The 18,634-nt window shown below is 61.9% G+C and carries 18 protein-coding genes and 2 pseudogenes; 13 read left to right on the top strand and 7 right to left on the bottom strand.

Annotation, left to right across the window (positions count from 1 at the left end; genetic code table 11):
- Nucleotides 1-22: 22 nt before the first annotated feature.
- The 5 genes and pseudogenes from DN412_RS24925 to DN412_RS24905 form a co-directional block, all read right to left on the bottom strand.
- Nucleotides 23-355, bottom strand: coding sequence for a hypothetical protein (locus tag DN412_RS24925; RefSeq protein WP_115214025.1), 333 nt, complete (start codon nt 353-355; stop codon nt 23-25).
- Entirely contained in the window at nt 352-1,266 is a 915-nt protein-coding gene (locus DN412_RS24920) for a DUF2950 domain-containing protein (RefSeq protein ID WP_115214024.1), read from the bottom strand. The genes DN412_RS24925 and DN412_RS24920 overlap by 4 nt, the downstream gene beginning before the upstream one ends.
- 12 nt (nt 1,267-1,278) lie before the next feature.
- Nucleotides 1,279-2,643 (bottom strand): DUF3300 domain-containing protein, encoded by a 1,365-nt coding sequence (locus DN412_RS24915; RefSeq protein ID WP_115214023.1) that lies wholly within the window; start codon nt 2,641-2,643, stop codon nt 1,279-1,281.
- A 31-nt stretch (nt 2,644-2,674) separates the two neighbouring features.
- A pseudogene (aspT, locus tag DN412_RS24910) lies at nt 2,675-4,364 on the bottom strand (aspartate-alanine antiporter).
- 104 nt (nt 4,365-4,468) lie between these two features.
- Nucleotides 4,469-4,705 carry a hypothetical protein gene (locus tag DN412_RS24905; protein ID WP_115214022.1) on the bottom strand — a complete coding sequence of 79 codons (237 nt, stop codon included), beginning with the start codon at nt 4,703-4,705 and terminating at the stop codon, nt 4,469-4,471.
- A 200-nt stretch (nt 4,706-4,905) separates the two neighbouring features.
- Between DN412_RS24905 and DN412_RS24900 the strand changes: the two are divergent.
- From DN412_RS24900 to DN412_RS24890, 3 genes and pseudogenes are all read left to right on the top strand, one after another.
- Nucleotides 4,906-5,292: pseudogene (locus DN412_RS24900) on the top strand (IS5 family transposase); the annotation flags it as partial.
- A gap of 536 nt (nt 5,293-5,828) precedes the next feature.
- The gene (locus tag DN412_RS24895; RefSeq protein ID WP_425267446.1) at nt 5,829-6,806 is read left to right on the top strand and encodes a hypothetical protein; all 978 of its coding nucleotides are present in this window, start codon (nt 5,829-5,831) and stop codon (nt 6,804-6,806) included.
- Nucleotides 6,807-7,157: 351 nt separating this feature from the next.
- Nucleotides 7,158-7,418, top strand: a complete 261-nt coding sequence (locus tag DN412_RS24890; protein ID WP_115214021.1) for a hypothetical protein — start codon at nt 7,158-7,160, stop codon at nt 7,416-7,418.
- 771 nt (nt 7,419-8,189) lie between these two features.
- Here the strand turns inward: DN412_RS24890 and hpnJ are convergent.
- Both hpnJ and DN412_RS45710 read right to left on the bottom strand, forming a co-directional pair.
- On the bottom strand, nt 8,190-9,611 hold the full coding sequence (gene hpnJ / locus DN412_RS24885; RefSeq protein ID WP_115214020.1) for a hopanoid biosynthesis associated radical SAM protein HpnJ: 1,422 nt from the start codon (nt 9,609-9,611) through the stop codon (nt 8,190-8,192).
- A 1,194-nt stretch (nt 9,612-10,805) separates the two neighbouring features.
- The gene (locus DN412_RS45710) at nt 10,806-10,982 is read right to left on the bottom strand and encodes a hypothetical protein (RefSeq protein ID WP_341868076.1); all 177 of its coding nucleotides are present in this window, start codon (nt 10,980-10,982) and stop codon (nt 10,806-10,808) included.
- Nucleotides 10,983-11,149: 167 nt separating this feature from the next.
- Between DN412_RS45710 and DN412_RS24870 the strand changes: the two genes are divergently transcribed.
- The 10 genes from DN412_RS24870 to DN412_RS24825 all read left to right on the top strand — a co-directional run bounded on the left by DN412_RS24870 (nt 11,150) and on the right by DN412_RS24825 (nt 18,586).
- Nucleotides 11,150-12,550 (top strand): DUF3300 domain-containing protein, encoded by a 1,401-nt coding sequence (locus DN412_RS24870; RefSeq protein ID WP_425267445.1) that lies wholly within the window; start codon nt 11,150-11,152, stop codon nt 12,548-12,550.
- A gap of 33 nt (nt 12,551-12,583) precedes the next feature.
- A complete protein-coding gene (locus DN412_RS24865; RefSeq protein ID WP_115214039.1) occupies nt 12,584-13,504 on the top strand; it encodes a DUF2950 domain-containing protein in 921 nt (306 codons plus the stop codon).
- A gap of 590 nt (nt 13,505-14,094) precedes the next feature.
- Nucleotides 14,095-14,664, top strand: a complete 570-nt coding sequence (locus DN412_RS24860; RefSeq protein ID WP_115214018.1) for a BPSL1445 family SYLF domain-containing lipoprotein — start codon at nt 14,095-14,097, stop codon at nt 14,662-14,664.
- Nucleotides 14,665-14,850: 186 nt separating this feature from the next.
- Nucleotides 14,851-15,636, top strand: coding sequence for a sensor histidine kinase (locus DN412_RS24855; RefSeq protein ID WP_244222774.1), 786 nt, complete (start codon nt 14,851-14,853; stop codon nt 15,634-15,636).
- Nucleotides 15,599-16,222 (top strand): response regulator transcription factor, encoded by a 624-nt coding sequence (locus tag DN412_RS24850; RefSeq protein ID WP_115214016.1) that lies wholly within the window; start codon nt 15,599-15,601, stop codon nt 16,220-16,222. The genes DN412_RS24855 and DN412_RS24850 overlap by 38 nt, the downstream gene beginning before the upstream one ends.
- A 124-nt stretch (nt 16,223-16,346) precedes the next feature.
- The gene (locus DN412_RS24845) at nt 16,347-16,700 is read left to right on the top strand and encodes a response regulator transcription factor (RefSeq protein WP_425267443.1); all 354 of its coding nucleotides are present in this window, start codon (nt 16,347-16,349) and stop codon (nt 16,698-16,700) included.
- A gap of 136 nt (nt 16,701-16,836) precedes the next feature.
- Nucleotides 16,837-17,091 carry an RNA recognition motif domain-containing protein gene (locus DN412_RS24840; RefSeq protein WP_115214014.1) on the top strand — a complete coding sequence of 85 codons (255 nt, stop codon included), beginning with the start codon at nt 16,837-16,839 and terminating at the stop codon, nt 17,089-17,091.
- Nucleotides 17,092-17,301: 210 nt separating this feature from the next.
- Complete coding sequence (locus DN412_RS45705) at nt 17,302-17,451, top strand: biotin/lipoyl-binding protein (RefSeq protein WP_341868075.1); 150 nt, start codon at nt 17,302-17,304, stop codon at nt 17,449-17,451.
- A gap of 40 nt (nt 17,452-17,491) precedes the next feature.
- Nucleotides 17,492-17,965, top strand: coding sequence for a YMGG-like glycine zipper-containing protein (locus tag DN412_RS24830; protein ID WP_115214012.1), 474 nt, complete (start codon nt 17,492-17,494; stop codon nt 17,963-17,965).
- A 30-nt stretch (nt 17,966-17,995) separates the two neighbouring features.
- Nucleotides 17,996-18,586, top strand: a complete 591-nt coding sequence (locus tag DN412_RS24825) for a hypothetical protein (protein WP_115214011.1) — start codon at nt 17,996-17,998, stop codon at nt 18,584-18,586.
- The last annotated feature ends 48 nt before the right edge of the window (nt 18,587-18,634 follow it).

Here is an 18,634-nt window from a genome sequence, read left to right as displayed (position 1 = left end):
ATTCTGATCAATGACTGGCTACCTAGCGTCCCATCCGACGGTCGTAGCTGCGCGAGATACGTTCGAGCAAGCCGGGATCGCGCGAGTCACTGGCGTTGAACTGCACCCGTACGCTGCCGTCGGCCTGCGGCCGCACGCTGGCGGTCACAGTGCTGCCGTCGCGCTGGCCCGTGACCGTTCCGCTTGCCTGGTCCTGTACGTTGATCGCTACGCCCTGATCGCGCATGGCATCTGCTGCCGCGAAAAACGAACGGTCATAGCTCGCGGGCACGGTGCCGGCCGGATAGCCATAGTAGGTACAACCCGACAAAGCCAGGATGACGCCAAATATCAGGGTGGCGAGCAGTTGCTTCATGGCGAGACCTTTCTCCAGCCGGGGCCGGGATCAAACGTTTTCATCGCCGCCACTTTCGCGGCGCCGTCGGCGCCCAGGTCGCGCTCATAGACCTGGCCAGCGTGGCTCACCATGAAGCTCATCACCCCGGTGTCCCGGTAACGGACGGGCCAGGCGATGACGGCGAAACCACCGAAGAGCTTGCCGTTGACGACATAGTCAAAAGCACCTCCTGGCGCGTGTGGGCCTTGCGATGTGAGGAGCTTGTAGTGATATCCGTAGTAGCCATCCTTCCCGGCATTGCGTGTGCCGGCGCCCATGAAGCCGGGGCCGAGCGGGCTCTCTGGCTCGCCGGCGGGTGTTGGCCAGTACAGTCCGTCGTGCTTTCCAGGGGAACTCGACAGTTTGGCCGCATAGGCGAGTACGGCGCTGCCGTTGTGAGCGGTCAGGGCGTATTCATTCTGTGCGTCGTGGATTGCCAGCATGGTCTGGATGACGGCCAGTTCGTTCCGTCCGACACGTCGCACGCGCATTTCCTCTGCCCCGGCGCGCGTATCGAACTGCCAGCCTTTGGCCGACTTCACGAGAGGGATGGGCAAGGTCCAGCCGTTATTGCCTACGGCAATGTACGCGCGGTGGTCTGCCGGCTGGATCGCATGGGCCTTGCCCCAGGCCGCCAGGAACTGGTATCGGACTTCGGCACCCACGGGCGGTATGAGGTCATGAAAGTTGGCGCCCAGCAGGCCCTTCATCGCCGCCTCGTCGTCGTTGAGCACTGCGTCGCCGAACGCTGCCATCGCCGCTTCCGGCGAGGCAAACACCTTATTTGCGTGCGCAGCAGGTACCCCCACGAGCCCGAACAGAAACGCGCTGATCACGGAAAAAGCCTTGATGCGGAGCCGGCTCCGACGACATTGCTGAGGTGAGTTCATGCTCGTCCCTCCTTAGCGCCGGCCACCGCCGCCGCGCCCGCCACCGCCAAATCCGCCCCCGCCGCCACGGCCGGCGCCGCCGTAGCCGCCTGCGCCACCACCGCCGCTCGGTCGATTGAATCCCGAAGATTGCATGCTGGACTGTCCCCGGCTGACATCGCGTTGCCCGACGTTGGTGCTGCCGACACCCTGGAACGAGTTGTCGCGACCGCCGAAGCCCGCGCTATACCGGTCGGCAGCCCTGGCGCGATCGGACGTGCTAAGCCGGTTTGAAGCTCCGGCGCGATCGGAGGTGCCAAGTCGGTTCGAAGCTCCGGCGCGACCGGACGTACTAAGTCGGTTCGAAGCTCCGGCACGGCCACCAGTGGCAGCCCTGTCCCCCACTGCGGCCCGGTTGCCCGCTCCGGCCCGGCCGGCAACGCTGGTCCGCCCGCCCGTGCTCCGCTCGCGGCCACGGAAGTCGGCGCGCCTGTCCGCGCCCGACACGTTGCGGCCGAATTTCTCGCGAGACGCGTTATCGCGGTAGGCAACGCCCTGGCGATGGCTGGCATCATGCTGCCAGCGCCCCCCTTGGGCCTTGCTGCGATCGAAGTGGTGGTCGATGTGGGCGCCACGGTTGATGTCGATATTGATGTCGCCACCGCCCCAGTTACAGTTGCCGAAGATCGCGCCTGCGGCGGCGAAGCCAACGCCCCAGGCAAAGCCGCTGAAGAAGGCGCCGCCGGGATAGTAGGCAGGGTAGGGCGGCCAGTAGTAGGGTGGATAGGCCGGATAACCCCATCCGCCATAGACAATCGCGGGGTCATAGGCGGGGACATAGATGACCTGCGGGTTCGCTGGCTCGATGCGAACGATGGTGGGCGATACCGCTTCAGTCGTTGTCGCCTGTTCCACGATCACCCGTTGCTGCTCATTCGACTGAAGGTTGCCGGCTTGCTGGGCGCGCGAGCGCAGGCGCTGCACTGCCGCAAGCACGTCCTTCTCTTGCGCGAGAACGGCGTCGCCAAGCCTCTGAGTCCAGTCGAGCTTGTCATGCATCGGCTCAAGGATCTGGGGGAAGGCGACCAGCGACTTGACGCTGACGTCCCACGATTCGTTCGCGACAGCCTGGACCGCGTCATCGCCCTTGAGGTTGGGGTGGGCCTTGACCCAGCGCGCGGCGTACACGATCTCCAGGGGATACGTGGAGGCCATCAGCACCTGGGACAGCACCGAGTCGGGGTAGAGCGCGATTGGTGCCACCAATGCCTCGATCTCCTCTGGCTTATAGGAGGGTGCGGCTCGACCCTGGGCCTTTACGGTGCCTGATGCGAGCATCAGGCCGACGAGCAACCATTCACAGAAGGTCCATGCCAATTGCCTGCCACGTGAAATCATGGCTGTTTCCCTCGATTGACGCACGGCTCGCTCAGGAGAGAATCATGATGACGACCATGCCCCAGATTGTCAGGAACGTATTCCCGACGGCATAGGTGACGGTGTATCCAAGACCCGGCACCTGGCTTTGAGCAGCTTCACAGATCATCCCCAATGCAGCCGTGGTGGTTCGCGCACCGGCACATGCGCCCAGCAAGATAGCCGGATGGAAGCGGAAAACGAACTTGGCGATCAGCATTCCAATAATGAGTGGCACCGAGGTCGAGAAGATGCCCCAGAGGAAAAGGCTGATCCCAAGCTTCTGCAAGCCGGCGACAAAGCCGGGGCCTGCGGAGATTCCGACAACAGCGATAAAGACATTGAGTCCAACCGAGTTCATGAACCAGACGGTAGGCATCCGGGATGCGACCAAAAGTCGGGTGTATGGCCCGGTACCATCCGAAGACAATGCCGGCAATCAGCGCGCCACCTGCCGTGGAAATGGTTAAAGGGATACCCCCCGCCTTCAGAACGACTGCGCCGATCAGCGCACCAACGGTGATGGCAAGCGACATGAATGCCACGTCTGTTACTGACGTGGGCCGATCGATGTAACCAAGTTGCTTCGCGGTCGCGTTGATGTCCTGTGTACGCCCGACCACCGTGATCACGTCGCCTCGATAGAGCTTCGTCTTGGGCAGCACCGGGATCACGGTTTCTGTGGGCCCGCGCTTGATTTTCTTGAGGAACACACCGCGCGCGCCCGGCCACCGCGCCAATTCCTGCAAGGCATGGCCGTCAACCTCCTTGTTCGTGATGTAGATATCAACGCCCTCGGTCTGGACATTGAGCAGTTCCGCGTCTTCGACCTCCCGCCCGCTTGGGCCGAGGCGCGCGATCAACTGATGGCGCTTCCCGCCGATTGCCACAACGTCGCCCGGCTCGATCCGGGTGCTGAGGTCCGCCTCAATGATCTTGCCGCCGCGACGAATGCGTTCAACAAAGGCTCTGATGCCTTCCTGCGTGCTAGCCTCAAGCTCGCCGACCGACTTGCCGATATACGGGCTATTCGGCGCCAGCGAATAGGCGCGCAGTTCGAATTCATGCCACTCAGTGCCGGCTTCGCCCGGCTCTCCGGCACCCAGTTCCCTCTCGTAATCCTTGCAGGCGGCCACCAGGTCAATACCAAGAAGCTTCGGGCCGATTTGTGCGAGGATGATCGCCGACCCGACAGTCCCGAAGATATAGGTAACGGCGTACGCGATCGGCATGCCGTCAAGTAATTGCTTCGCCTCATCGGGTGGCAAGCCGAGGCGATTAATCGCATCGGTGGCCAGCCCCATCGACGCGGAGATCGTTTGCGATCCTGCAAAAAGCCCCGCGGCAGAACCCATGTCATAGCCGGCTATCATTGCCGCGCCGACTGCGGAGGCCAGGCACAGCACACACATGACCAGGGCAAAAATGGCTTGTGGCACACCATCCTTGGCGATGCCGCGTACGAACTGCGGACCTACGCCATAGCCCACCGCGAACAGGAACATCAGGAAGAAGACGGACTTCACATTGGGGGAAATCTTCACGCCCAGGATCCCAATGACAATCGACACGAGCAGCGTCGACGTCACAGCGCCCAAGCTGAAGCCCTTGAAGCTTTTTCCGCCAATCCAGTATCCGACCCCCAGCGCGAGGAAGATCGCGATTTCCGGATACGCCTTGAGGGTTGTCACGAACCAGGACATAGCTTTCCTCCCGTTGCCAATGGATAGGCCAACCCGGATGCCGGCCCCGCATCAGTCATCGCAATGACTCACGAGGAAATCCGCGCTGGCGCGCGCTACACAGATCAGCCCCTGCCTTGCTTAAGAGCATCCAGGGCGTCCGGCCGGAGCAGTTCAAGGCCACGCGCCGCGTTATAGCCATGGATCTCTCTCACATCCAGTTTGCGCATAAAGGCAATGGTTTCCGGCGTGATAACCTGCCCCGGGACCATGATTGGGAAGCCGGGAGGATAGGGGATCAGATCTTCGGTGCCGTCGCTTCGGTTGCAGCCATGTCTTATCTCCAAGTGCACGTTGGACATCTTTCAGGGCGTATTCGCGCGCGATGCTGATTTGGCACGCAACGCCGGCTGCAGCAGACGGAAATCTAGTTCGTCAGTGGCGAGGGAAACTCATTGCAATGGTGCCTGTTCAATATAGTGCGCAGTTTTGACTTCGCTAGGCTCTGTTTTGCATTTGCTGAAATGTGTTTACATTTTGCCTTTTGCGCCAGCGAGACAGGATGATCCGGACGTTGTTGAGCGACGAGATATGGCACAAAGTCGAACCCATCTTGCCTGGCAAGGAAGGCGACCGATAACAGGTGGTTCCGCGAAGCGGTGCTGTGGATCGGCCGCACAGGCGGCCCGTGGCGCGACCTGCCAGCGGAATTCGGTCGGTGGCACACCGTGTACATGCGTTTCTCGCGATGGCGGCGCAATGGCGTCTGGCAGCGAGTCGCACTGGCTGTCTCGGGCGAAACTGAAATCGAGCATGTCCTGGTCGATTCAACCATCGCGAGAGCGCACCAGCATTCGGCCGGCGCATTAAAAAAAGTGGCCCGCAAGGGCTCGGGCGATCGCGCGCCGGATTGAGTACCAAATTGCATTTGGCAGTGGACGCGGAAGGTCACGCTTGGCAATATCCATGCCGATGACGGTAAGCTTCATTTTGAATCCTCCCGATCAGGGTCACTGCAATCGACATCTCCACGTTGGCATAGGGATGCCATGGCAGCGAGGATCCTTACTGTTCCTCTTGCAGGTAAGCGCCCCGTCGCCGGGGGGAGGCGTCCATACCATCTGATCAATGAGGTTTTCAAATGGCGTTGCCAACGGCTTTGGCCTCGGCTTTTCACAATGAGGGAGAAACGGACGGATTCGCCTTTGCTCATTTCGTGCCAGCCCTGGCGAGCTTCGCGCGCTCAGGACGGATTGCTCCCTTGTGAGGTCGACATCCGCCACCGCGTGCCAGCAACGGCCGATTGACGCCCTGGCCGGCAACGGCGGCGCAGCGGGTTCTCAGTCGGCCCGCTGAGCGCATGGCTTCGGTGGTTCAACTGCGAGGTTCGCCGCACCGGGCCACCCCGTCGACGGGGAGTCTCGACGTGTGACATTTCGGCAGGAGCGACTACGATGAATACGCAACGTTCGCTCCCTCCTGCCCATGAAGACCTACCGACCGCCGACTTCCATGGTTGTCCTTGCGACGGCCATGGTTGTGTTCGCCCCTGGGATCGCTCTGGCACAGGGGTTGTCGGACGGCGACTTCAACCTCATTGGTACCAATTTACAGAAGCGTGCCAACGGCGTGCTGACGCTGATGGCCTATTCGGTAGTGCCCGATCTCACCTCAAGTTCCCTGTCGATCAGTAACGCTGCGACGGACAACCCGGGCGTCGTCATGTCGCAACTGGGCGGGGGATTCACGTGGAGCAAAGGGTTGCCACTCTACCTGGAAGGAGCTATCGCTTACAGCCGCTATGACCCCTCGTTCGTCGCCAGCAATGGCAGCGAGTCGCGGCGGGTGCCTGCGAAATGGAACACGGTGTCGGCCACAGGCGGCATAGGCTGGGACTTTCCGCTCACCGAGAACAAGGAACTGGTGTTCCGGCCAATCTTCAACTTCTCATTAGGCTACGTCGCCAGCGACCTGTCGGTCGCGCGTTTCGCCGTGGCGCGTCAGGCGCAGCGAGAGCTTGCTTTCCTCGACAACGGCTCGCTCAGCGCCTACGGCTTGGGCGGTGCCGTGATGCTCGATTGGGAGCACTACCGCCAGAGCCACGAGGTCGACATTGAGTTGCGCTATACGAACATATACCTGCACAGCTTCGGTGGCAGTTCCGACGCGGTGCAGGGCTCGGCCACCGCGCAGACGGCCAATCTTTACGCGCGCTGGCGTGCGCCGACCGGCCTGCAAGCCCTCGACCGACCAGTTCGCTACGTGCTGGAGCTCTCGCATTCCCATTACTTCGGCAACCAAGCCGGCGTGCTTGGCTTCAACTACCTGACCTCGCTCGGCGTCGGGCTGGAACTGGACACCAGCGCCCATGAAATTTTCGTGACACGAGCGCGAGCGGTGGTGCGGTATGTGTTCGGCAATAACGTGTCGGGGGTGTCGCTGGGGCTGGCGGCGAGCTTCTAGTTCGCTCTCCTGCGCTATAGACCCGAAACGGCCAGCAAGTCGTGTTCGCTTGCCATGCTGGCGTCGAGATATTCATCAGCTCGCTTTGCCGTTGAGTTATGAACCTACCGTATTGCCCGGGAGCTTGGCTCGCTGGCCGCCGCTGCCGAGAGGCTGTATAACGAGATGCACCTAATCTGCGCATAACTCTTTTACCCCGCGTTTGGGAGATTAGCGTCCTGTTCGAGGCTCCTTTGACTTTTGCGCGTTAGGTACCATACTAGCTCGTAGTCTGCGGATTCGATGTGGCGAGGCAGCCGCAAGCTCCGATCCACGCCGCTGCCCCGAAGAAAATTGAAGCGGGAGAGAATCATGGGAAAGCTGGCAACATCCGTCATGTTTGTGACGGCAATCATTGCTTCACCGGTTTGGGCTCAGCCTGCTTCGGGTGCTGCCGCGCACGGTCACAATGATGCAATCGTGAAGATGCGGCAGGAAGTCGCCGCCGCCAGGAAAGAGTACAACCGCAAAGTCGCCGAAGCGCAGAAAGTCTTCGACGAGCAAAAGTCTGCTGCGAAAAAAGAGCGTGATACGGCAATCGCCGCTGCACACGCCGGGGCCGGGCAAAAATGATTGGCTAACCGAATATGGCTGCCTGTTCCTGTGCCTCGCCCTGATCTCGACGTCAGTCTCCATGGCCTGCTAGTGTCATGAATTGCAAGTTCGTTGCATAAGTCCGCCGACAAGATGCATGATCCGTCGTCGCGAATGCTCGCAAGGCTCCATTCTTGCTGCGCTTCGCCCATACGGCTTCTCGACAGGCTTATTTCCGCAACGAACTTCCAACTCATGACGCTAGTGAAGCGCTTTCAGATGATCCAACAAGCGTTGGATGAGTTGCCGGAACGTCCCTGGCAGCTCGTTCGAGGCGTTACGTGGGGGCGACAACGCTATTGCCAGTCGGCGACGATGGGCATCGCCACTTGGTAGAAGTGTTTCTACTTCGCGACGGCTTGGGTCCGGAGCCGGTCCTGGCTTACAAATATCCGCCGCCAATTGCACAGTGGTTTCCGGCAGAGTACAGGTTGCTCTATGACCAGTCGGTAGCAACGGAGAAGGTTGTTTCGGTTCCCGTTGGGTCTTGGCCGACGGCTGAAACAGTTCAACCGCGCAACCGCTAATGTGAAGCAATGACCGGATCGGGCGCACGGACTGCTGAGCCCGTGCCCGTTGCGGGGCGAAATGGCAGGCCGCCGCGCGTCAGATCACCAGGTGCTAACCGTCGCACGCTATCGGCGAGCGAGGCTGCGCCGCGGGGCGCAGACAGTGGCGCGGCCAGGTGGTGCAGTGTTCTTCCTGATGCCTGCGGCGGCCTCATCATTCCGAGAAAGGTGCACCGGCGCCTCATGCCTTGCGCGCACGGAGATATCTGAAGAACTCTACGCCTTCCTGCAGGCGCCGTTTCATCATCTCCCAACTCACCAGCATTTCGCGGACGATTTCCCAGATCTTGGAAGGTCTGAAATAAAAGCGCTTGTAGAACTCCTCAACGCCAAGGTAGATTTCTTCGCGCGACAGGTGCGGATAGCCGATAGTGGAAGCCTGCGTGCCTGCCGAATTGATGAGGGCGATGACCTTGCCTTCATTCAACCATCCGTTCTCGACCGCTTGCTTATGAAGGACGGTACCCGGATAGGGCGCAGCGAGTGACACCTGGATCGTGTGGGGATTGATCTCTTTCGCGTATTCGATCGTCTTCTGGATCGTCTCGTGCGTCTCGCCAGGAAGCCCAAGAATGAACGTGCCGTGGATCTTGATGCCGAGCTTGCGGCAATCGTCACTGAATCGGCGGGCCATATCGGTCCGTAGGCCCTTTTTGACGTTCACGAGAATCTGATCGTCGCCGGATTCGTACCCGACCAGCAAGAGCCGCAACCCATTTTCTTTCATCACCTTAAGGGTTGAATAGGGTACGTTCGCCTTTGCGTTGCACGACCACGTCACGCCTAACTTGCCAAGACCACGGGCGATCTCCTCGGCTCTCGGTCTGAGATCCGTGAAGGTATCGTCGTCAAACATGATCTCCTTGATTTCGGGCATGTTGTCCCTGATCCATTTCACTTCTTCCAGGACGTTCTCGACTGAACGCGTGCGGTAGCGATGACCCCCGACTGTATGCGGCCAGAGGCAAAAGGTGCACCGGGATTTGCAGCCTCGCCCCGTGTAGAGCGACAGATACGGATGCTTGAGGTAGCCGCTGAAGTAGTTCTCCGGCGTTAGGTCGCGCTTATAGATGGGCGAGACGAACGGTAACTGGTCCATGTCTTCGAGAATCGGTCGGGCGTCGTTGTGCATGATCCTGCCGTCGGGCAGACGATAGCTCAGACCGAGAATCGATTCGAACGGGAGGCCCTGCGCGATCTCGCGACAAGTGAAGTCGAATTCTTCACGGCATACGAAGTCGAGTGCGTCGCTCGCGGTCAGTGAGCCGTGAGGATCGACGGCGACTTTTGCACCAATCATCCCGATGAGGATCGGGGGCTTGCGCCGCTTCAAGTGCTCTGCGAACTGAACGTCACTCTGGAACGATGGAGAGCTCGTGTGAATGATGACCAGTTCGTATTCCTGAGCAATATCGAGTGTCGTATCCAGCGACAGGCCATCTGCGGGAGCATCCACGACGCGGCTATCCTCGATCAGCGCAGCGGGCTGGACGAGCCAGGTTGGATACCAGAATGACCGAATCTCGCGCTTCGTCTGGAAGCGTGAGCCCGCTCCGCCATCGAAGCCTTCATATGAAGGTGCCTGCAGAAACAGCGTTTTCATTAATGCCCTCGAAGAGAATAGTCCGCGTGGTCGGGATCAGTCGCCCGCACGGACTCGCCAGGCATCGGCGATGTTCGCGAAGTGTTTCGAAGCCTTCAAAAAGATGACAATTACTGGATAGTTGCTTTGGACGTCGTCCTCTCCTGTGGGCCTATGGGAACTGGAACGCAGGGATTCGCCTCATCATCATCCTTTCAGAGCCGGACGAAAGTTGACCCGAAGTAGCGAGGCAGCGCCTATCGCTGGGGAGCAAAAGCGGATCAAGAATACTACGAATTTGCGTCTTGGCATGCCGAAAAATTGGCCCTTTCACCTGTTGGTCGTTACAGCGCGATCACGTTGAAGGTGGAAGGTCGTATAAACCCGGTGTCGATGCGCAGCTTGCCGAAACACGCACCCGGCAGGCAACACCCGCGGCGATCATACGCTGCGTTTGCCGACATTAGCAATTCATCCTGTACTAGACTATCTCTGCGCGGCCTGAGACATCACCCCAGACATCAAGCGGCGTCCGGTGCTGCGTGCAGCACCGGGCCGTCGTCGAATCCGCTACGGAACTGCCGGCGGCTGTAACGGCACGGATGCGCGCGATCACAGCGCCTAGTGCGCCAAAGCGGGAGGCGATCCATGACGCAAGACCGAGTCGATACGGACGGTGTTCCTGTTGGAAATGGCCAGCACATCAGCCCGGCCGAATTTTTGCTAATGGCAGGCTTTCTTGCGTATCGGGCTCCCATGGCGCCGATCGCTGCCCGAGTTGCGGCACGACGCGTTCTCGATGCCGTACTCGGGGCAGCGGCAGCACACGGATTTGCAGATTCGGACGCTCTCGAGGCGATGATGGCGTGCGCCGAAAAGTCTTCGCGCATATGGAGGCTTGCGGAGCAGGCCACCGTCGCAGTCGGGGATAGGGTCGCTTACCTGCGCGTGATTCGCTGCGCTGGCGTAACGCTGGACGTGGACTCGTAAAAGCGTCCATCGACGAACGTCCGCGGGTCAAGGCGCTTCTTCATTGTGTCTCCGGACGTTGATCTCGATAAGCGGTTGTGTGTAGCGGCGTAGATCGGCCGGATCATGAGTTCCTTGTCGGCCGTCAGCGGTAAGTCCCAGCCGATGCCGATCGTCCCCGCGAACGTATTCCTGCGCGTGGGAAGTATGCGCGATTCTCAGCCGTTCGATTACACGAAGGTCGGGTCATAGCGGCGGTAGGTAATCAAGCCTTCCAGATAAAGCGGGAACGTCCAGCTGATCGTGAAGCTGCCAGCCGAGCTGGGACATCACGATGCCCGCATTTTCGGTCTGGGCGCTCTTGATCGACAGCGAACTCGACGCGAGGTCGGGCACCACCGAGTCGCTCATCAGCGACAGCACAGCGTTTCGGTATCGTGACACGGGCCAGGCGGTGGCCCAAGCGTACCTTCGCTCCACCGGCTCGCGTATTGGACCAAGGTTCCATTGCGGGTAGCGGAAGCGGCATCTATAAGATCACCATGATGGCATCGGTGGGTGCGAGGCCGATGCAATGTTAGGAGGCTGCCATGACGCTTTGCAGCATGCGACGACTGGGCTGGATCGGAGCATGGATCATAGCTTGCTTCCTGGCAAGCGTTGGCAGCACACTGGCGCAGGGTAGTTCCGGCCCGGCGCCATTCAAACCTGAGGAGCTCGAAGCCCTGGTGGCGCCGATCGCGCTATATCCCGACTCCGTGCTTGCCCAGGCGCTGATGGCATCGACCTATCCGCTGGAGGTCGTGCAGGCGGCACGCTGGGTCAAGGCCAATCCGAACGTCAAGGGGGATGCGGCGATCAAGGCCGTCGAGAGCCAGCCGTGGGATGTCAGTGTGAAGTCGCTGGTGGCGTTTCCCCAGGTGCTGCAGCCGATGAGCGACAAGCTCGACTGGACCCAGAAGCTCGGCGATGCGTTCCTGGCGCAGGAGAAGGACGTCATGGCCGCAGTGCAGCGCCTGCGCGCGAAGGCCCAGCAGTCCGGCAACCTGAAATCCAATGAACAACAGAAGGTCATCGTCGAACCGCCCGCGCAGGCGAGCGGGGGTGGCGGTACGACGCAGACCATCGTGCGTATCGAGCCGGCCAATCCCGAGGTGATCTATGTGCCGGCGTACAACCCCACCGTGGTGTACGGCGGGTGGAGCTATCCGTCCTATCCGCCGTATTACTGGCCTCCGCCACCCGCCTACTACCCGGGCGGCGCCCTCATGACGGGATTTGCCTGGGGAGTTGGCCTGGCCGCCGCGGGCGCCATCTTCTCCAACTGCAACTGGGGCGGGGGCGACGTCAACATCAACGTCAACAAGGCGGCGAACATCGACCGGAACTTTGACCGGACCAAGGTGCAGAACGGCAATCGCTGGCAGCACGATGGCAGCCATCGCAAGGGTGTGGCATACCGCGATAACGCCACGCGCGAGAAGTTCGGCAACAACGTGGCCGGGGCGGACCGTCGCAACGATTTCCGTGGCCGTGAAGGCGCTGGCGACAGGGCCGGAGACCGGGCCGGCAATCGACAGGGCGACCGCGCAGGAGATCGAGGCGGAGAGCGTGGTGGCGACCGCGCTGGAGATCGAGGCGGAGAGCGTGGTGGCAACCGTGCCAGTGCCGGCGATCGCACGAGCGCCGATCGAGGTGGGGTCGGCGATCGAAGCGCGGGCGTTGGCGATCGCAGTGCCGGCGGCGGCAATCGCGGGGGCTACGGCGGCGGCGGGCGTGATAACGCGTTCCAGGGTGTCGGCAGCGGCAATACCGCGCAGCGGGATCTCGATCGCGGCCGCGCCAGCTCCAGCCAGGCCGGATTCAGCGGCGGCCAGCGTGGCGGCGGTGGCGGTGGCGGTGGCGGGTTCAGTGGTGGCGGAGGCGGCGGACGCGGAGGCGGTGGCTTTGGCGGCGGCGGCGGCGGCGGTCGTGGTGGCGGAAGGCGTTGAACGCGACGCCAAGGTATGCTGAAGGGGACATTCATGCGCGCATTGACCCGTATCTTGCGAATGAGCATCTCAGCCGCTGCCGTGCCGCTCATGCTGACGCTCGGCCTCATATCGACCGCGTCGACGGCGCATGCGCAGCAGTCGTTCGCCACCCCCGAAGCCGCGATGAAAGCGTTCGGCGATGCGGTGGCCTCCAGCAACGATGCCGCGATCGATGCGATGCTCGGACAGTCGGCGCGCCGGCTCGTTCCACCGCTCGGCGCGGACATCCGCTACAGGTTCCTGTCCGCCTGGAGCCAGGCGCATTCGATCCGGCAGCAGGACGACAACACAGCCCGCATCGCCGTCGGAAACGATGACTGGACGATGCCGATACCGCTGGTCAAGCGCCATGGCGGCTGGCAGTTTGATACGCAGGCGGGGCTCGCCGAAATCCGTTTGCGCCGGATCGGCCGGAACGAGCTGTCCACCATCCAGACCATGCTGGCCATCTACGATGCGCAGCGCGAGTATGCGCACACCGATCATGCTGGTGACGGGATGCTGGTCTACGCCGCGCATCTCATCAGCTCGCCGGGCAAGCGGGACGGACTGTACTGGCCGACGCAGCCAGGAGAACCCGAGAGCCCGCTCGGCGCGGCGTTCCTTGGCGCGGTCGGTCGCAACATCAGCCCGGACGGCTATAACGGCTACCGGTACAAGCTGCTGACATCCCAAGGGCCGGCAGCGCCGGGTGGTCAGTACAGCTACCTCGTGAATGATCGGCTGTTCGGCGGATTCGGCGTGCTTGCATGGCCGGTCCGATACGGCGAGACCGGCATCAAGAGCTTTATCGTCAATCACGAGGGACAGGTCTATGAGCGGGACCTGGGCAGGGATACCAACGCCCGGGCCGGCGCCATCCAGTCGTTCGATCCAGTGCCCGGCTGGAGCAAGGTGTCTGCTTCGCCCTAGGACGTTGTCCTGTCGGGCAGGAGTTTCGCACTCTCCGCTTCCGGAGCCAGTGAATCTTAAAGGTCACATAGGGCTCGCGATGTCGCGAGCCTCTCTTTTTTTACTTCTCAAAGTAGCGTTTGCAATCCTCACGGGGCCGACCTACCTTGATACAAGCAAACGTCGAAACCAATGAAAGCGGAATAGTCTGCTCGTCTGGACGGCATCCGCGCAATCGAAGCCGGCCCCCTAGCGCTGGCATGTAGAGTCTGAACTTGTCGCAGTCGGTCGGGGTAAGCGTTCAGGGACGCCGTATCGAGCCGGATTGCCGCGCGACGTAGTCGCGCTCGCGCAGACTTCGCCTGCAATGCAACGGCGATGCGTTGCTCTTCCGCTCCCGGGACATCCCCAGCAAACAGGAGGGGGGTCATGTCATCCGTTGTCCTGCCTGCTGTCCAGTTCATCCTGGCCGCCTTGGGTGCAAAGGCGCGCCCTAGCCATATCCTGCCGCGAATTCATGACCTTGCCAGCGTTGCCGGGGCCGGGAGGATTCGCTAGTCCACAGGCCCACCATGCCGGGCCCGCCTTTCCGCAACCACAGGGAAACTACCATGAACCGACGCCTGTTCATTCAATTGCCTTCGATCGTACTGATACCGGCGATTGCCGCCTGCACCACAACCGGCGGGTCTGACACGGACGCGGCCGCCAAACGGCGGGAGATCGATGCGGGCGTGGATGGCACGATGAGCAAGCTTTTCGCGAGCGCCAGTTCCGCGCAGGCGCTTTCGCGCGACGCCAAGGGCATCCTGGCCTTCCCGAAGATTCTCGCGGCCGGCTTCATCGTTGGCGCCGAGTATGGCGAAGGGGCATTGCGGGTGGCGGGGTCGTCGGTGGGGTACTACCGCACGACTACCGCGTCTTTCGGATTCCTCGCCGGCGCACAGTCCAAGGCGCTGATCTTGATGTTCATGACGGACGACGCCCTGAAAGGGTTTCAGCAAAGCAAGGGATGGACCGCCGGTGTCGATGGGTCCGTGGCGATCGCCACCATCGGCGCAAACGGCCAGCTGGATACCAACACGGCACGCGCACCGGTCATCGGTTTTGTCCTGACCAATGCCGGCCTCATGGGCAATCTTTCGGTGGAAGGTACGAAAATCAGCAAGCTCGACATCTGAGGGGCAACTGCCATGCGATGGCTGTCCTTCCTCGTGATTGGCATCTCTACCGGCGTGGCAGCTGCTTCGGTGCTGCCTGCCTTGGTGCGTCGACAGCCAGGCAGGCCGCGCGGTGGCCCACAGGCGGCGGCCATGCGAGCCGACAACCGTCCCAGGGAGGTTGCCCATCTGTCCCAGGCTCCCGGCATGAACGAGCTGGCCGGATCCCTCGCGCATGAACTCAACCAGCCGCTCACGGCCATCACCAGCAACGCTCAGGCAGCCAGGGAGTATCTGTCAGCGGGGCCGTGCGACCTTGCCGAGGTGCGCGAGATTCTTGACGACATCGTCAGCGACGCCTCGCGCGCGAGCGAGATCGTCAGGCGGGTGCGGGCGCTGATTCTTGGCGAAGCGCCCGCGTCGATTCACTTCAATGTCGACGAGGTCGTCGAGCAGGCGCTCGGCCTTGTGGAGGCGAACGCGCGCGCACGTGGTGTGTCGGTATCGCGCAATGTGGACGGCCCGCTGCCGCGCGCAATCGGCGATCCGATGGAGATCCGGCTCGTACTGCTCAATCTGTTGATCAATGGGCTCGATGCCGTGGAGTCGGTCCGCGCGAGCGGAGAGCGAACCGTCTCGGTCCTTGCGCAGGAGCGTGACGGCATGATTGCCATCTCGGTGTGCGACAACGGCAGTGGCGTCGAGCCCGGCCAGCTCGAACGCATCTTTCGGCCGTTCTATTCGTCGAAACCCAAGGGCATGGGCCTGGGGCTTTCCTTCAGCCGAGCACTCGTGGAACGCAATGGCGGCAGCTTGAAGGCAAGGCGCAACAGCGACACGGGCATGACCTTCGAACTGTCCCTGCACACGGACGCCTCGGCGCAACATCCGCGCGGATCGGTATTGCCCGTGGCGCTGCGCGGCATCCATCCGCTCCATCACGGAGGTATGAGCGATGAACGCAATGCAGCCAACGGTATGTATCGTCGATGACGACGACAGCGTGCGACGTGCGCTGGCACGCATGCTCGGCGCGCACAGATATCACACCAGCATCTTCGATTCCGCCAGGCACTTCCTTGATGAGGTCGATCTCGATGGCGCGCCGGCCTGCGCGGTGATCGACCTGCAGATGCCAGAAATGGACGGCATCGCCTTGCAGCAGACGCTGAGCCAGCGGATTCCGATCGTCATTCTGACCGGGCATGCCGACGTGACCAACGCCGTCCAGGCCATGCAGGCCGGGGCCGTGGATTTCCTCGAGAAACCCGTCCAGGACCAGCTGCTGCTGAGGGCGGTCGAACGGGCGTGTGAACGCGCAACGGAGCAGTTCGCGCGCAAGACCGAGCTTCGGCTCCTGAAGCAGAAGGTGGAGCGTCTCACGCCGAGGGAGCGGGAGGTGCTGGCGTGGATCGTTTCGGGCCTGCGCAACAAGCAGGTGGCCAGCGAACTCGGCACGGTCGAGAAGACCATCAAAGTGCACCGTGCCCATGTGATGCAGAAGCTCGAGGTGGACTCGCTGCCGGCGCTGGTTCGAATCGCCGACAAGATGGGCATGGGGCTTGTTGCGCGCGCCTGACACCGCGATGGACCATCGTCCAATACCACAGGACGCCAGCGTTTCGTAGCCTTGGGGAAGGTGGTTCCTCCCTGCGGTCTACGCGGTCTAACCTGGCGCGGATATGGGGTCTACAGGACAATTTGTGGTGGTCGTCGACGATGACAAGTCCGTTGCGCGCGCCATATCGCGTCTGCTGCGTGCTGCCGGCATCACGGTCGACACCTTCACCAGCGGCACGGCGTTCCTGGACCAGATCCTGTCGCAACCTGCGTACCTGCCGGGCTGCGTGATTCTGGACGTCAGCATGCCTGGTGTCGATGGCCTGGAAGTCCAGCGCCGTCTCGCCGGCATCCCGCTGCCGATCATCTTCATCACCGCCCACGATGTGCCCGAAGCGCGCGACAAGGCGCTCTCCGCCGGGGCCATCGGCTACCTCCGCAAGCCATTCAACACGAGTCAACTCATCGAACTGGTACGGAGCGTGATGTCAGCCTGAGTTTTCTGAAAAACGCGGAGTTTGGTCCTTGGTCCAATTGCCATTTAGACACAACGAGACACACTCATAGCAGGACGGAGCCGCAACGTGTGCCGTACGTATGGCTATGGCTATGGCTCCGTGACGAGGACCGATCATGGCGCTCTTGATGCTTTCCAACCTCCATCCAGACACCACCGAAGAACAGGTGAAGGAATTCCTGGAGCGATACGGCTTTCCCGCTTTCGACGAGATCGAGTTCCAGGAGGGTGACGGTACGCGGCCGTCCGTAACGCTGACGTTCCAAACCGTCGATGAAGCCACGCTGCGGCAGTATGTGCCGCGCGTTCACGGTGTGTTCTGGAACGGTCACAAGATCAATGCGCTGGTGCTGAGGGAGCGGTTCAGCTAACGACGCTGGCGTGAAGTGAACGATGCCGATGACGGGAAGCGCCGGTGACCGCGGACAGACTGGAGCGTGCGGACCGGAGTCCAGAGGCAGGCAGTATGCGCTGGTGTTCCTCACCGCACTTGCAGTTGCGGGATGCGGAAAACAGAAGGCAAAGGGCCCGGCCGCGTCGCCCAAGACCGGGGTCGGGCTCATCAAGGTTGCGCTGCACGATTGCCGATCACGTTCGAGTTCGGCAGGCAGACGGAGAGTTCGCAGCAGGTTGAAATCCGCGCACGCGTCAACGGCCTCCTCGAGCAACGGCTCCGCACCGAAGGCTCGATGGTCAAGGCCGGCCAGGTGCTGTTCCGCATGGACCAGTAGCCATTCAAGGCGACGCTGGACGGTGACAAGGAGTGATGCCATGTACAAGTCGATCATCGGGCCGGTCCTCGGGCTGACCGTCGCGGCCATTGCCATCGGGGCGATGGCCCAATCCAAGCCGATCGCATATCCCGCCAAGGGACAGAGCTCCGCTCAGCAGCAGAAGGACGACGGCTACTGCTACTCGTGGGCCAAATCGAATACCGGCATTGATCCGGCCGCCGTGGCCGCGGCGCCTCCGCCGCCGAGCGGACCGGCTGTCGGCGGCGGTGAGCGCGTCGGCGGGGCCGCCCGCGGCGCTGCCGGCGGCGCGGTGATCGGCGCCATCACCGGCGATGCCGGCAAGGGCGCCGCGGTGGGTGCCGTCGCCGGCACGATGGTAGGCGGCTCGCGGGCGCGCCAGAACCAGCGCAACGTGCAGGCGAACGCACAGGCGCAGTCGCAAGGCGCGATGGATACGTACTACCGGGCCTACGGGGCCTGCATGGCAGGACGCGGGTATTCGATCAAGTAGTTCACAGGTCCCATTACCGAAGGAGGACATATGCCGCTCATGAAAGCCTTGATTCCAGTCGCAATTCTGCTTTGGGTGCCGGCCGCGGGCTGGGCGCAGCCCGACGTGAAGACGGACGTGACGCGTACCGACGGCAAGGTCACCGCGACCGGCACCGCAAAGGTCGTGGCGACGATTACCGCCATCGATGCGCCGACGCGCAAGGTCACGCTCAAGACGAAGGCCGGAAAGGTCGTCGACATGAACGTGGGCGATGAGGCCCGCAACTTCGACCAGTTGCGCGTGGGCGACATCGTGACCGTGGAGTACAACGAGGCGCTGACTGTGAGCCTCAAGAAGGGCAGCGGGCCGGCGACGATGCAGGAAAAGCCGATCGAGCAGCGCGCCGGAGCCGGTGCCAAGCCTGGCGGCATGGTTGGACGTGAGGTGACTGCCACCGCGCAGGTCGTCGCGGTCAACAAGGAGGCGCGCACCGTTTCGGTCAAGGGCCCGAAGGGCCATATCGTCGATCTGATGGTCGAAGACCCGGACCAGATGAAGAACATCAAGAAGGGGGACCGCGTCGAGGCCGTCTACACCGAGGCGGTGGCGGTGTCCGTAACGCCCGGCACAGGCAAGTAGCCGCCGCATGTGGAGTGCCCGACAGGGAATCCGGTCATGAAGCGCATA

The organism is Cupriavidus lacunae (genome assembly GCF_003353055.1).
Lineage (GTDB): Bacteria > Pseudomonadota > Gammaproteobacteria > Burkholderiales > Burkholderiaceae > Cupriavidus > Cupriavidus lacunae.
Note: the sequence above shows the minus strand (reverse complement) of the source record. Positions and strands in the feature narration are given on the sequence as shown.

Bases quoted from the DNA above. Each gene is read 5' to 3' on its own strand.
- DN412_RS24860 (WP_115214018.1), top strand. From the start codon at position 14,095: ATGAACCGACGCCTGTTCATTCAATTGCCTTCGATCGTACTGATACCG.
- DN412_RS24855 (WP_244222774.1), top strand. From the start codon at position 14,851: ATGAACGAGCTGGCCGGATCCCTCGCGCATGAACTCAACCAGCCGCTC.
- DN412_RS24890 (WP_115214021.1), top strand. From the start codon at position 7,158: ATGGGAAAGCTGGCAACATCCGTCATGTTTGTGACGGCAATCATTGCT.
- DN412_RS24825 (WP_115214011.1), top strand. From the start codon at position 17,996: ATGCCGCTCATGAAAGCCTTGATTCCAGTCGCAATTCTGCTTTGGGTG.
- DN412_RS24905 (WP_115214022.1), bottom strand. From the start codon at position 4,705: ATGTCCAACGTGCACTTGGAGATAAGACATGGCTGCAACCGAAGCGAC.
- DN412_RS24920 (WP_115214024.1), bottom strand. From the start codon at position 1,266: ATGAACTCACCTCAGCAATGTCGTCGGAGCCGGCTCCGCATCAAGGCT.
- hpnJ (WP_115214020.1), bottom strand. From the start codon at position 9,611: ATGAAAACGCTGTTTCTGCAGGCACCTTCATATGAAGGCTTCGATGGC.
- DN412_RS24850 (WP_115214016.1), top strand. From the start codon at position 15,599: ATGAACGCAATGCAGCCAACGGTATGTATCGTCGATGACGACGACAGC.
- DN412_RS24925 (WP_115214025.1), bottom strand. From the start codon at position 355: ATGAAGCAACTGCTCGCCACCCTGATATTTGGCGTCATCCTGGCTTTG.
- DN412_RS24865 (WP_115214039.1), top strand. From the start codon at position 12,584: ATGCGCGCATTGACCCGTATCTTGCGAATGAGCATCTCAGCCGCTGCC.
- DN412_RS24915 (WP_115214023.1), bottom strand. From the start codon at position 2,643: ATGATTTCACGTGGCAGGCAATTGGCATGGACCTTCTGTGAATGGTTG.
- DN412_RS24895 (WP_425267446.1), top strand. From the start codon at position 5,829: ATGAAGACCTACCGACCGCCGACTTCCATGGTTGTCCTTGCGACGGCC.
- DN412_RS24830 (WP_115214012.1), top strand. From the start codon at position 17,492: ATGTACAAGTCGATCATCGGGCCGGTCCTCGGGCTGACCGTCGCGGCC.
- DN412_RS24870 (WP_425267445.1), top strand. From the start codon at position 11,150: ATGACGCTTTGCAGCATGCGACGACTGGGCTGGATCGGAGCATGGATC.
- DN412_RS24840 (WP_115214014.1), top strand. From the start codon at position 16,837: ATGGCGCTCTTGATGCTTTCCAACCTCCATCCAGACACCACCGAAGAA.